The sequence below is a fragment of the Bartonella sp. P12B genome, assembly GCF_055796185.1.
The window spans coordinates 191,132-204,895 of record NZ_JBTTDI010000001.1 but is presented as its reverse complement, the minus strand read 5'-3'; the positions used below and the strand labels follow the sequence as shown (position 1 = coordinate 204,895).

The 13,764-nt window shown below is 39.7% G+C and carries 10 protein-coding genes; 2 read left to right on the top strand and 8 right to left on the bottom strand.

Annotated features, from left to right (window positions below):
- Nucleotides 1-141 precede the first annotated feature (141 nt).
- The gene (locus tag AC0QT1_RS00790; protein ID WP_473199858.1) at nt 142-591 is read right to left on the bottom strand and encodes a BA14K family protein; all 450 of its coding nucleotides are present in this window, start codon (nt 589-591) and stop codon (nt 142-144) included.
- Nucleotides 592-746: 155 nt separating this feature from the next.
- On the opposite strand from AC0QT1_RS00790, the gene AC0QT1_RS00785 reads away from it, so the two are divergent.
- A complete protein-coding gene (locus tag AC0QT1_RS00785) occupies nt 747-1,844 on the top strand; it encodes a carboxynorspermidine decarboxylase (RefSeq protein ID WP_473199859.1) in 1,098 nt (365 codons plus the stop codon).
- Nucleotides 1,845-1,900: 56 nt separating this feature from the next.
- Entirely contained in the window at nt 1,901-3,139 is a 1,239-nt protein-coding gene (locus AC0QT1_RS00780; protein WP_473201443.1) for a saccharopine dehydrogenase family protein, read from the top strand.
- A 127-nt stretch (nt 3,140-3,266) separates the two neighbouring features.
- Here the strand turns inward: AC0QT1_RS00780 and lpdA are convergent, their stop codons facing one another.
- From lpdA to zapE, 7 genes are all read right to left on the bottom strand, one after another.
- On the bottom strand, nt 3,267-4,673 hold the full coding sequence (gene lpdA, locus AC0QT1_RS00775) for a dihydrolipoyl dehydrogenase (protein ID WP_473201442.1): 1,407 nt from the start codon (nt 4,671-4,673) through the stop codon (nt 3,267-3,269).
- Nucleotides 4,674-4,705: 32 nt separating this feature from the next.
- The gene (gene odhB, locus AC0QT1_RS00770) at nt 4,706-5,941 is read right to left on the bottom strand and encodes a 2-oxoglutarate dehydrogenase complex dihydrolipoyllysine-residue succinyltransferase (RefSeq protein ID WP_473199862.1); all 1,236 of its coding nucleotides are present in this window, start codon (nt 5,939-5,941) and stop codon (nt 4,706-4,708) included.
- A gap of 32 nt (nt 5,942-5,973) precedes the next feature.
- Nucleotides 5,974-8,973: a 2-oxoglutarate dehydrogenase E1 component gene (locus AC0QT1_RS00765; protein WP_473199863.1), complete on the bottom strand. Its 3,000-nt coding sequence runs from the start codon at nt 8,971-8,973 to the stop codon at nt 5,974-5,976.
- Nucleotides 8,974-9,128: 155 nt separating this feature from the next.
- Nucleotides 9,129-10,031 (bottom strand): succinate--CoA ligase subunit alpha, encoded by a 903-nt coding sequence (gene sucD, locus AC0QT1_RS00760; protein ID WP_473201441.1) that lies wholly within the window; start codon nt 10,029-10,031, stop codon nt 9,129-9,131.
- A 3-nt stretch (nt 10,032-10,034) separates the two neighbouring features.
- A complete protein-coding gene (gene sucC / locus AC0QT1_RS00755; protein ID WP_473201440.1) occupies nt 10,035-11,231 on the bottom strand; it encodes an ADP-forming succinate--CoA ligase subunit beta in 1,197 nt (398 codons plus the stop codon).
- Between the two features lie 92 nt (nt 11,232-11,323).
- Entirely contained in the window at nt 11,324-12,286 is a 963-nt protein-coding gene (gene mdh / locus AC0QT1_RS00750; protein ID WP_473201439.1) for a malate dehydrogenase, read from the bottom strand.
- Between the two features lie 303 nt (nt 12,287-12,589).
- A complete protein-coding gene (gene zapE, locus AC0QT1_RS00745) occupies nt 12,590-13,744 on the bottom strand; it encodes a cell division protein ZapE (protein ID WP_473199867.1) in 1,155 nt (384 codons plus the stop codon).
- Between the last annotated feature and the right edge of the window lie 20 nt (nt 13,745-13,764).

The following is a 13,764-nucleotide window of genomic DNA, read 5'->3' as shown; positions in this document are numbered from 1 at the left end:
TAAAACTTAAAGGTATTTAAATTTTTCAAAAAACAACTGTTGCGTGAAAAAAAGCTCCATATCATACAACTTGCTCTTTTATTTTAAGAGCAACAACAAGCATGATAAGGCTCAAGAGAGATTTTTCACATTTAACAATTGCTACCCTTTAAAAAAGCGTGAAAGACACTGCTTACGAGCTCCATGAAAAGGTTGGTAACTATTATCATCTTTATTATAAGAACGATAACGTGCACGACAAGATTCGATATGTTGTTGAGGCAACTTTTTTGCTTCTGATACAGCTTTTAATAATGTAGGTTTTGTGTTTAAATGTGATAACGCAACAAAAGCTGCTTCAGGATACCACCAATTGTCTTTATACTTACGATAACCACGTCGATAGTTATGATACCCTTTAAAGCCGTTAAGTTCTCTACGCCCTGTAAAAGTCAAAGGCACTACACTCTCTGGAACAAAAGCCTGATGAATGGCTTTAGCTTCAACGTTACTCTTATTTTGCATTAAATTAACAATATTGGTTGTCACAATGAAAAAAACACCAATAAATACAAGACTCCAAATATAATATAATTTTTTTTTCATATACATAACGCAAATCTCAACATTACAAAATTAAAATGCAGTGACAGAAAGTTTTTTTAATGTAAGAAAGAAACAAGTTCTTTTTTTTGAGACATTCTGTTGCTCTTTGTATTAAACGTTGAACTTTGCAATAAGATCCTTCAAAAGAGAATGGATAAACAATGATAAGAACTCCCTATTATCTTATAAATAAATCTGAACTCATAAAAAATATGAAAACTATTGCTTGCTTACGCGAAATGTCTGGCGCAAAAGTTCTCCTTGCTTTGAAATGTTTTGCTACATGGAGTGTTTTTGATTTAATGTCTGAGTTCATGGATGGAACCACATCATCATCCCTTTATGAGCTGCGTTTGGGAAGAGAGAAATTCGGCAAGGAAACCCATGCCTATTCGGTTGCTTGGGCAGATCATGAAATTGATGAAGCATGTGGTTACGCAGACAAAATTATTTTTAATTCTATCCAACAACTTCAACGTTTTTCTGATGCAACAAAAACGATTCAGCGAGGACTAAGGTTAAATCCAGGAATCAGTGCATCCAATTTTGATCTTGCCAACCCCTCTCGCCCTTTTAGTCGCTTAGGAGAAACGAATAAAAGCGCTATAAAAGAAGTTCTCCCTCTCATCAATGGCTTAATGATCCACAACAATTGCGAAAATGCTGATTTTAATCTTTTTAATCAAATGCTGAATCACATGGAAGAAAAGTTTTCAGAACTTTTCGCTGCAGTTGATTGGATAAGTCTTGGCGGTGGAATTCACTTTACCGCTGAAAATTATCCTCTAGAAACTTTTGCAAAACGCTTAAAAAATTTCTCAAAAACCTATGGTGTCACCATTTTTCTAGAACCAGGAGAAGCCGCTATAACCAAAAGCACCACTCTAGAAGTAAGTGTTCTTGATACATTATATAATGAAAAAAAACTTGCTATCGTTGATAGCTCCATTGAAGCGCACATGCTTGATCTTTTAATTTATCGTGAAAATGCTAAGTTAGAACCAAATCAAGGACCACACGAAATTATGGTTTGCGGAAAATCTTGTCTTGCTGGTGATATTTTTGGAACATTTCGTTTCCCTGAACCCCTTAAAATAGGTGACAGATTATCCTTTCAAGATACAGCAGGCTATACAATGGTTAAGAAGAATTGGTTTAATGGCGTTGCAATGCCTGCCATTGTTATAAAAGAATTTGATGGTACACTAACGCTTCAACGTCAATTTAGCTACAGTGACTATCAGGAAAGTCTTTCATAAAAAATAACCGTATAAAAAACGGTGTAGAACGGTATTAAAAAGGAGATAAACCCACAATGAAGAAAAATATTCTCATTATTGGTGCTGGAGGTGTTGCACAGGTTGTTGCGCACAAATGTGCTCAAAACAATGATATTCTCGGTGAAATTCATATTGCTTCACGAACACTCAAAAAATGTGAAGCCATCATTGCTTCCATTAAAGAAAAGAACACAATGAAAGAGCAAGGTGTTCTTAAGAGCCATATGCTCAATGCAATGAATGTAGAAGAGACTGTAAAACTCATCCAAAAAACAAAATGCGAAATTGTCATCAATGTTGGATCTGCTTTTCTTAACATGTCTGTTCTTTCAGCTTGTATAGAAACAAAATGCGCTTATATCGATACTGCAATTCACGAAGATCCTTTGAAAATTTGTGAAACGCCCCCTTGGTATAGCAATTATGAATGGCCCCGACGTCAAGAATGTGAAAAAGCTGGTATAACGGCTATTTTAGGTGCCGGTTTTGATCCAGGTGTTGTCAATGCTTATGCAGCATTAGCACGTGAGTGTTATTTTGATAAAATTACCGATATTGACATTATTGATATTAATGCTGGAAACCATGGGCATTGGTTTGCCACGAATTTTGATCCAGAAATCAACTTTCGAGAATTTACAGGTCAAGTATGGTCTTGGCAAAATAAAAAATGGGTTTCCAATAAAATGTTTGAAGTGAGCCATGAATGGGATCTTCCCGTTGTTGGGAAACAAAAAGCCTATATGACAGGACATGATGAAATTCATTCATTATCCAAAAATTTCGATGTTCAAAATGTTCGCTTCTGGATGGGATTTAGTGAACATTATATCACTGTTTTTACTGTTTTGAAAAATCTTGGGTTGTTATCCGAACAGCCTATTAAAACGGCAGAAGGACAAGAAGTTGTTCCTCTAAAAGTTGTGAAAGCCGTCTTACCTGACCCTGCTTCTTTAGCACCAAATTACACAGGAAAAACGTGTATTGGAGACCTCATTAAAGGCGAAAAAGATGGTAAACCAAGAGAAGTTTTTATCTATAATGTAGCGGATCATAAACAAGCTTTTAATGAAACCGGTGCACAAGGCATTTCTTACACAGCTGGTGTACCAGCAGCAGCTGCATCCCTTCTTATTGCCACCGGCGAATGGGATGTTAAAACCATGGTTAATGTAGAGGAATTACCATCGCGTCCTTTCCTCAAATATCTTGAGCATATGGGGCTTTCAACGTGGATAAGAGAACAACAAAAAGAGAGACAACTGCAGTTTTAAACTTATTCTCCATACAGCGATACAGACAAAAAAACCGCCCCTTTAAAAGGGGCGTTTTTTTAACAGATACCGCATAAATCGATAAAAAGTTATTAAAGATCATGGTTCTCTAAAAAGAACTTAAATATTAAATATGGAGTGGTTTAGCAAATGTTGCTAAAGCCGCTTCTCGCACTGCTTCCGATAGGGTAGGATGCGCATGGCAACAACGCCCCAAATCTTCTGATGAACCACCAAATTCCATCAAAACTGCAATTTCGTGAATCATCTCACCAGCACCAAATCCAAGAATATGTCCACCTAAAACCCGATCTGTCTTTTTATCGGCAAGAATTTTAACAAACCCATCACTTTTTTGCATCGCACGTGCACGACCATTGGCCATAAAAGGAAATTTACCCACATTATAATCAATGCCAGCCGCTTTAAGCTCTTCTTCTGTCTTTCCCACACTAGCAATTTCCGGCTGTGTGTAAACAACACTAGGAATGACATCAAAATTAACATGTCCCCTTTGACCTGCCAAAATTTCTGCCACAGCAACGCCTTCTTCCTCAGCCTTATGCGCTAGCATCGGACCTTTAACAACGTCACCAATTGCATAAATTCCTGGAATACTCGTCTGCCAATGCGCATCAATATCAATAAAGCCACGTTCATCCACTTTGATACCAGCTTCCACCAAACCAAGACCTTCCGTATATGGAGAACGTCCAGTAGCAATAAGCACAACATCAGCCTCCAAAGTTTCAGCAGCACCGCCCTTAACTGCTTCAAAACGCACTTGAGCCATTGAACCAGATTGCGTAAGTTCTGTCACTTTAGAGCCAGTCTTATATTCCAGCCCCTGTTTTTCCATTATTTTCTGAAATTGCCGTGAAACTTCACCATCCATTGAGCCTAAAACTTTGTTAAGATATTCAATAATAGTCACTTTAGCACCTAAGCGACTCCAAACTGAACCAAGCTCTGAACCAATAACACCAGCACCAACAACAATCATGCGTTCTGGTACTTTTTCAAGGGCAAGGGCTCCTGTAGAAGAGACAATAACCTGTTCATCAATTTTAACATCCACACCCGGAATGCTAGAACTCTCTGACCCCGTTGCAATAATAATATTTTTTGTTGCAATTGTTTGTTGCCGACCATCCCTAGCAACCACTTCAACTTGACCTGCGTCTAAAATTTTGGCTGTACCAAAAAAAGTGTCAACTTTATTCTTTTTCATCAAAAAAGAGACGCCGCTGGTATTGGCTGTAACAACAGCCTTTTTATGCGCCATCATTTGATTAAGATTAAGCTTAGATTTTTCAATAGAAATACCAAGCGTTTCAAAGCCATGTTGTGTTTCAGCAAACACTTCCGAAGCATGTAACAATGCTTTAGAAGGAATACAACCAACGTTAAGGCAAGTGCCACCTAGTGTCGTCCGCTTTTCAATAATTGCTGTTTTAAGCCCCAGTTGCGCAGCTTTGATTGCTGCAACATAACCACCTGGTCCCGCTCCAATTACAACCACATCATAAGACATCCGTTTTTCCTTTCATCCTGAAAATTGTACTTTTACAAATCAAGAACAAGGCGTTCCGGATCTTCCAAACTTTCTTTAATACGCACAAGGAAAGTCACAGCCTCTTGCCCATCTACAATACGATGATCATAAGAAAGTGCTAAATACATCATAGGACGGATCGCAATTTGTCCCTCAACAGCCATTGCCCGTTCTTTAATAGCATGCATTCCTAAAATACCAGATTGTGGAGCATTCAAAATCGGTGTTGACATTAATGATCCATAGACTCCCCCATTGGTAATGGTAAAAGTCCCACCTTGCATATCAGAAACCGCTAATTTTCCATCACGAGCGAGACGTCCCAAACGACCAATTTCTTTTTCAATCTCTGCTAACGACATCTGATCTGCATCACGAACCACAGGAACAACAAGTCCTTTATCTGTTCCAACAGCAATTCCGACATTGACATAGTTTTTATAAATAATATCCGTTCCATCAATTTCTGCATTAACAGCAGGAAGCTCCTTTAAAGCATGACAAACAGCCTTGGTAAAAAATCCCATAAAACCAAGTTTAACACCATGTTTCTTTTCAAAAAGATCCTTATAACGCTTGCGCAAATCCATCACCGCCGACATATCAACCTCATTAAATGTGGTTAACATTGCAGCTATGTTTTGTGCATCTTTAAGACGGCGCGCAATTGTTTGGCGCAATTTCGTCATACGAACCCGTTCTTCACGTATTTCTTGAACAGGCACCGCTGAAGAGCTAGATACAGAGGCAGGAGTAGAGCTGGGTGCTGGAACAGCAGGTGGTGGTGTCTTTATTCCTTGCACCAACACATTAAGAACATCTTCTTTAAGAATCTGCCCGCGTTTTCCAGAACCTGAAACATCACTTTTTGCAATATTATTTTCAGCCATTAATTTTGCTGCTGAAGGAGCAGGAGGCATTGTATCGCTCGAAGAAGGCTGCTTCAATTCAGATGGAGCTGTAGACACGGATGTCTCAGAAGAAGCTTGTGCCTTAGAAACACCAGCTGCTCCAGCTTCAACTGTTCCCAAAAGCGCTTTCACTTCAACCGTATCGCCTTCCTTTGCTATGATCTCAGATAATTTTCCTGCAACAGGTGAAGGAACCTCAACTGTTACTTTATCGGTTTCTAATTCAACCAAGGGCTCATCCATAGCGACAGCATCACCAAGCTTTTTAAACCATTTGCCAACTGTCGCTTCGGTAACTGATTCGCCTAAAGTAGGAACACGGATTTCAGTAGTCATAATATTCTTCCATACATCAGAGTAGTCATAAATTAAGAACCTAACGCGTCTTGAAGAAACGCAGCCAGTTGTTCAAGATGTTTCACCATTAACCCAGAGGCTGGTGATGCGCTTGCAGGACGCCCCGCATAACGCGCACGTGAATATTGCGCATTAATATGCGTCAAAACCCATTCTAAATAAGGCTCAATAAATGACCAAGCCCCCATATTCTTTGGTTCTTCTTGGCACCAAACAACTTCTGCCTGTAAAAAACGCGACAACACATCGACCAAAGCCTTTGCAGGAAAAGGATAAAGTTGTTCAACGCGGAGCAAATAAACATCATCAACGCCTCTTTTTTCACGTTCTTCATAAAGATCGTAATAAACTTTACCCGTACAAAGAACAATACGGCGAATTTTATTATCTTTCTGCAATTTAATAACAGAATTTTTGAGACATTCTGCATCATCAAGTAACAAACGCTGAAAACCCATTTCTGGTCCCATTTCATTGAGAAAAGAAACAGCTCGCTTATGACGCAAAAGTGATTTTGGTGTCATTAAAATTAAAGGTTTACGGAAATCGCGTTTAATCTGCCGACGCAAAATATGAAAATAATTCGCAGGGGTCGTACAATTAGCAACTTGCATATTATCTTCAGCACAAAGCTGAAGAAAACGTTCCAAACGCGCCGAGGAATGCTCCGGTCCTTGTCCCTCAAAACCATGAGGCAACAAACAGACAAGACCAGACATACGAAGCCATTTACGTTCAGCAGAGGAAATGAATTGATCAAAAATGACTTGTGCTCCATTAGAAAAGTCACCAAATTGTGCTTCCCAAAGCGTCAATCCCCGTGGTCTAGCAAGAGAATATCCATATTCGAAACCAAGAACAGCTTCTTCAGAGAGCATAGAATTGACAACTTCATAAAGAGCTTGATCCTTTCTCAAATGATTCAAAGGAATATAACGTGCCTCATTTTCTTGATCATAAAGAACTGAATGGCGTTGTGAAAAAGTTCCACGCTCAACATCTTCACCGGAAAGACGCACCGGCGCTCCTTCTAAGCAAAGTGAACCAAAAGCTAAAGCTTCAGCTGTTGCCCAATCAACACCTTCACCAGTTTCGAAAATCTTAGCGCGGTTACTTAAAAAACGCTGTATCGTTTTATGCACATGAAAATCTGCTGGAATCTCTACAAGTTTCTGACCAATTTCCTTTAAAATTTCTATCTCAACGCCTGTTTTTCCACAACTCTGCTCCTCAGCACTATTGGAAGCCTTGAGTCCTGTCCAGCTTCCATCAAGCCAATCCGCTTTATTAGGTTTATAAGAAGCACTCGCTTCAAATTCATTCTCCAGCTTATCACGCCATTGCTTCTTTTGCTGCTCAATATCTTCTGCAGTAATCACGCCTTCTGTTACCAACTGGTTACCATAAAGCTGAAGTGTTGTTTTATGATTACGAATTGCTTTATACATGAGCGGCTGTGTAAAGGAAGGTTCATCACCTTCATTGTGCCCATAACGACGATAACAGAACAGATCAATTACAACCGGCTTATGGAAAATTTGACGAAACTCTGTCGCTACTTTTGCAACAAAGACGACCGCTTCAGGATCATCACCATTCACATGAAAAATTGGCGCATCGATCATTTTCGCCACATCTGATGGATAAGGTGAAGAACGCGAAAAGCGCGGATCCGTTGTAAAACCAATCTGATTATTGATAATGACATGAACAGATCCAGCAACATTGTAACCTTTAAGACCTGAAAGACCAAAAGTTTCCTGAATAACGCCTTGCCCTGCAAAAGCAGCATCACCATGAATAAGCAACGGCAAGACTTTTGCCCGTTCATTCAACGGAAGTGTGTCAGTATGCTTAGAACCCACGAGTTGGTCTTGTTTAGCACGCGCCTTGCCAATAACGACTGGATCAACGATCTCAAGGTGAGACGGATTAGCCAAAAGCGATAAATGAACATTCTTACCATCAAACTCAAGATCAGCAGAAGTCCCTAAGTGATATTTGACATCACCCGATCCTTCCACATCATCAGGCTTATAAGACCCCCCTTTGAATTCATGAAAAATAGCCCGATGTGGTTTTGCAAGAACTTGTGAAAGAACATTTAAACGACCACGATGTGCCATTCCTAAAATAATTTCCTGCACACCTAAAGCGCTCCCGCATTTAATAATCTGCTCAAGAGCAGGTATCAAGGCTTCACCACCATCAAGTCCAAAACGCTTTGTTCCTTTATATTTCGTATCTAAAAACTGTTCGAACCCTTCTGCCTCAATAAGCTTATTAAGAATAGCTTTTTTGCCTTTCTGTGTGAAAGCAATCCGCTTATCCGGTCCTTCAATACGCTCTTGAAGCCATGCTTTTTGAGCAGGATCAGAAATATGCATATATTCCACCCCAATCGTTGAACAATAGGTACGATTGAGGATTTCAAGCATTTGCGGAATAGTTGCGTATTCTAATCCTAACACATTATCAATAAAAATGGGTCGCTCATAATCAGCAGGAGTAAAACCGTAAGCTTCTGGAGAAAGCTCCTTGTAGTCTTCAATTTTTTCTGCCAATTGAAGGGGATCAAGCTGTGCACGAAGATGCCCACGGGCACGAAAAGCACGAATCATCATAAGTGCATGGACAGAATCACGCGTTGCTCGAATAATATCTTGTTCGCTAGTGGCTTTTCCTTTTTGCGCAGCACTTGTTGCTGCTTTTTCTTTTAATTTATCACCAACATGTTTTTCAAGAACAGACCAATCTCCATCGAGAGCAGAAACCAACTCACCATTTGCCCTTAACGGCCAATGATCCCGTTGCCATGTTGCACCTTCAGCATTTCTTAGAACATCTTCTTTTTTATCATGAAGGTTTTCAAAAAAAGTACGCCACTGTGAATCTACACTGGTGGGATCTTTTTCATATTCGGCATAAAGCTGATCTATATAATCCGCATTTCCACCATACAGAAATGACGTTTGTGCAAAAAGACTATTTATCTCGTCCTGCCTTGCCATATCTCTCTCCGGAACATCGATTCCGTCTCCTTATAGTTTCTTTCAACCTTTAATGCTTATAAAGCAAATGAGGGTCAAAAAGTTCGAAAAAATTTTGCCTTTTTATACTCAATATTTCATCTGAATAAAATTTATCTTTATTCAGATGAAGTTTTTTATCTCTTTAAAACCGACATCAAGGTTTTTCCTATCTGTGACGGTGAAGGAGAAACCCGAATCCCAGCGGATTCCATTGCAGCAATTTTATCTTCTGCTCCTCCTTTACCACCAGAGATAACAGCACCAGCATGCCCCATTGTACGTCCTGGAGGGGCTGTACGACCAGCAATAAAACCAACGACTGGTTTTTTACGACCTTTTCTCGCTTCATCTTGAAGAAACTGTGCCGCCTCTTCTTCAGCAGAACCACCAATTTCACCAATCATAACAATAGACTGAGTTTCCTCATCAGCTAAAAACATTTCCAAGACATCAATAAACTCGGTGCCCTTAACAGGATCACCACCAATCCCAATAGCTGTTGTCTGACCAAGCCCCTCATGACTCGTTTGAAAAACAGCTTCATAAGTCAAAGTCCCTGACCGCGAAACAACCCCAACAGAGCCCTTTCTAAAAATAGACCCAGGCATAATACCAATTTTACATTCATTGGGAGTGAGAATACCAGGACAATTGGGACCAATAAGACGTGATTTTGATTTCTCCAATTGAGCTTTGACTTTAACCATATCCATAACAGGAATACCTTCCGTAATACAGATAATCAAGCGAATCTCAGCATCGATCGCTTCTATAATAGCTGCCGCAGCTCCTGCTGGTGGAACATAAATAACCGAAGCATCTGCACCGGTTTTCTCTTTTCCTTCAGCAACACTGGAAAAAATAGGAAGTGTCTCACCTTTTGCACCTTCCCATGTTTCTCCGCCCTTTTTAGGATTAACACCACCAACCATTTGCGTGCCATGATAAGCAAGCGCTTGTTCTGTATGAAATGTTCCTGTTTTTCCTGTAAGCCCTTGAACGAGAACTTTTGTATCTTTATTCACAAGAATTGACATAGTTTAAGCTCCCTTCACGGCTGCAACGATTTTTTGAGCAGCATCATCTAAATCATCAGCGGGAATAACATTCAAACCACTGTCACTGATAATCGCCTTACCCTGCTCAACATTCGTGCCTTCAAGACGGACAACCAAAGGAACCTTTAAACCAACTTCTCTCACAGCAGCAACCACACCTTCAGCAATAACATCGCAACGCATAATACCACCAAAAATATTGACCAAAATGCCCTTAACATTTGGATCAGCAGTGATAATTTTAAAAGCAGCGGTTACCTTTTCTTTTGAAGCCCCACCACCAACATCAAGGAAATTCGCTGGTTCAGCTCCATAAAGTTTAATGATATCCATTGTCGCCATAGCAAGACCCGCTCCATTGACCATGCAACCAATTGTGCCCTCAAGAGCAACATAAGCAAGATCATGCTTTGAGGCTTCAATTTCTTTTGGATCTTCTTCTGAGATATCGCGCAATTCCAAAATGTCTGGATGACGGAACAAAGAGTTATTGTCAAAAGAAACTTTTGCATCAAGAACGCGCAAACGACCATCTTTCATCACAATAAGCGGATTGATTTCAAGAAGGCTCATATCTTTTTCACAAAAGACCTTATAGAGAATTGGAAAAAGCTTTTCCCCATCTTCTCTTGCACTATCACGCAAATTCAGTGCATCACAAAGCCTTGTACAATCATCAGAAGTAACACCCTGTATAGCATCAATGGGGAGAGTTAATATTTTTTCTGGTGTTTCTTCAGCAACTGTTTCGATATCCATTCCACCTTCCGTTGAAACAACGAAAGAAACGCGACCAACTGTACGATCAACCAAAAGTGAAAGATAAAGCTCCTGTTCGATATCGGCGCCATCTTCGATATAAAGGCGATTAACCTGTTTACCCTCTGGACCAGTTTGTTTTGTTACCAAAGTTTTACCAAGCATTTCTTGGACATTTGCAACAACTTCTTCAACGGACTTTGCGAGCCGAACACCACCCTTTGCATCAGGACTGAGTTCTTTAAACTTACCTTTACCACGACCACCGGCGTGTATCTGGCTTTTAACCACATAGAGTGGCCCTGGTAATTTTTTTGCCCACTTTTCAGCTTGCTCTACAGAATAAACAGCAACACCATTTGCAATTGGTGCTCCATATTCATGAAGCAGACGTTTAGCCTGATATTCATGGATATTCATGCATTTGTCCTTTTCTTTTACGGATTATTTCACTAACCCTTAAACCTTAATATTTAAAATACTCTGTTTTAACCAACAAAACCTTGCTCAATTCATTTGAGACGAGGCATAAGAGCGATACAAGCCTCACAAAGCTTTTGCACCGCATTTACTGAATACTCAAAAGCATCTCTTTCGTCTTTATCAAGATCAATCTCGATGACCCGTTCAACACCCCCTGCACCAAGGACAACAGGAACACCAACATAGGTGTCATTAACCCCATATTCCCCTGAAAGATAGGCTGCAACAGGAACAACACGTTTAGTGTCCTTTAAATAGGCTTCAGCCATAGAAACAGCAGAAGCTGCTGGTGCGTAAAAAGCAGAACCTGTTTTTAGCAAACTAACGATTTCTGCACCACCATCACGGGTACGCTGGATAATTTGATCAATTCTTTCCTGTGTTGTCCACCCCATCTTCACAAGATCCGGCAAAGAAATACCACCAACTGTTGAATAACGCACGAGAGGCACCATCGAATCACCATGCCCTCCTAAAACAAATGCAGTCACATCTTTAACAGAGACCTTAAATTCTTCAGACAAGAAATGACGAAAACGCGCCGAATCAAGAACACCAGCCATACCAACCACTTTATGGGTAGGAAGACCTGAAAATTTCTGCAACGCCCATACCATTGCATCAAGGGGGTTTGTAATACAAATAACAAACGCTGAAGGCGCGTATTTTCTAATTCCCTCACCAACTTGTTCCATCACTTTTAGATTAATACCCAAAAGATCATCACGACTCATACCAGGTTTTCGTGCAACGCCTGCTGTTACAATAACAACGTCAGAACCTTCAATGGCTTCATAAGCATTTGCACCTTTTAAACTGATATCAAAACCATCAACGGGTGAAGATTCAGCAATATCAAGAGCCTTACCCTGTGGAACACCCTCCGCAATATCAAAGAGGACAACGTCGGCAAGCTCTTTAAATCCAATAATATGCGCTAAAGTACCCCCGATCATACCTGAACCAATGAGAGCTATTTTTTTTCGGGTCATTTTATTTCTTCCTAACATTAAAAACTCAGCACACGTTTATCAGCATCAGTACACTGAATATTTCTTTGACCTTAGTTATATTTTAACAATATCAACAAAAAGAGAAAAATATAAAACCTACCAAATTTCTCTTTTTACAAAAGTAACAATTCTCCATAGAAATAATCATTAGAAAATTACCATGAAGTATCGATAAAGTGTATTTAAAAAAAATACAACAGAATTATCAATGTTCTTTTAAGTGCAAGGAATTATTATTCTTACAGTTTACGTAAAGGTAAAGTTCTATTCAGCTTTTCCCCTTCAAAGAAAACGTTCTGCCCAAAGTTTCAAATAATCTTGGCTTTGCATTTCAAAAAGACGTGATTGTGTTCTTTTAAACTCAAATGTTTCCGTCGTCTGAGCACGCCCTTTATATAAATTTTCAAGGATATCCGCCGCTGATATAAATAATCTTATGTGGCGCTCATAAAGAATATCGATGAGTAGAATGAAACGTTTCGTTTCATTGCGACATGTATCATCCATTACAGGCACATTATCGACAAAAATCGTGTGATAACGCTCAACCAATGCTAAATACTCAGCTGCTGCCAAAGGTTTTGCACATAAATCTTGATAATCAAAGCGTGCACATCCCCCGCCAGAGCGTGGAATATGAATCAAACGCCCCTTTATCGCAAGTTCATCAGAGATTTCCTTGTGTCCTTTTAGCACCAGTGCCCAAGCTTGATCCATACACTCATTTGCTTCCCCCCCTAACGGCGTTATATACACATGCTGTAGATTTGACTTTTCAAGGCGATAATCTGTTTTTGTATCAAGATTGACAATGCGAACATGCGCTTTCAAAACTTGAATGAAAGGTAAAAAAAGCTCTCGGTTTAGACCATTATAATAAAGATTATCGGGTGCAACATTTGAAGTCGCAATGAAGAAAACGCCTTTATCAAACAAAGCAGAAACAAGACGCCCCAGCACCATAGCATCAGCAATATCTGTGACACTAAATTCATCAAAACAAAGCACGCGCGCTTCTTGTGCAAGATCTTCAGCAACAGCTAAAATAGGACTATCTTTTCCAGTTTTTACATTCGTTGATGTTTGACGGTAAAAATTAATGCGTTCATGCACATCAGCCATGAAATCATTAAAATGTGCACGCTTTTTATACCCTTGCGGTAAACAAGAAAAAAACAAATCCATAAGCATGGTTTTGCCTCGTCCTACTTCGCCATAAAGATATAACCCTCGAAAGGAACCCTCTTTTTGCCTTGAAAGACGGGGAAAAAAAATCCTCTTGAAAAAGTTCCAGAACTGCCAAGGGCGGGAAACATTTTGATCCATAACATCTTGTAACAAATGATCAAAATGTTCTGTTAAAGCCAATTGAGCAGGATCAAAATAGATGTCTCCTTTGTATACCAGCTCCTTATAGCGCGTTGACACTAAAACCATCCAAACAACCTTTTCAACCT

Coding starts and splice junctions, on each gene's coding strand:
- AC0QT1_RS00790 (WP_473199858.1), bottom strand. CDS start 591: ATGTATATGAAAAAAAAATTATATTATATTTGGAGTCTTGTATTTATT.
- sucC (WP_473201440.1), bottom strand. CDS start 11,231: ATGAATATCCATGAATATCAGGCTAAACGTCTGCTTCATGAATATGGA.
- AC0QT1_RS00765 (WP_473199863.1), bottom strand. CDS start 8,973: ATGGCAAGGCAGGACGAGATAAATAGTCTTTTTGCACAAACGTCATTT.
- lpdA (WP_473201442.1), bottom strand. CDS start 4,673: ATGTCTTATGATGTGGTTGTAATTGGAGCGGGACCAGGTGGTTATGTT.
- mdh (WP_473201439.1), bottom strand. CDS start 12,286: ATGACCCGAAAAAAAATAGCTCTCATTGGTTCAGGTATGATCGGGGGT.
- AC0QT1_RS00785 (WP_473199859.1), top strand. CDS start 747: ATGATAAGAACTCCCTATTATCTTATAAATAAATCTGAACTCATAAAA.
- zapE (WP_473199867.1), bottom strand. CDS start 13,744: ATGGTTTTAGTGTCAACGCGCTATAAGGAGCTGGTATACAAAGGAGAC.
- AC0QT1_RS00780 (WP_473201443.1), top strand. CDS start 1,901: ATGAAGAAAAATATTCTCATTATTGGTGCTGGAGGTGTTGCACAGGTT.
- odhB (WP_473199862.1), bottom strand. CDS start 5,941: ATGACTACTGAAATCCGTGTTCCTACTTTAGGCGAATCAGTTACCGAA.
- sucD (WP_473201441.1), bottom strand. CDS start 10,031: ATGTCAATTCTTGTGAATAAAGATACAAAAGTTCTCGTTCAAGGGCTT.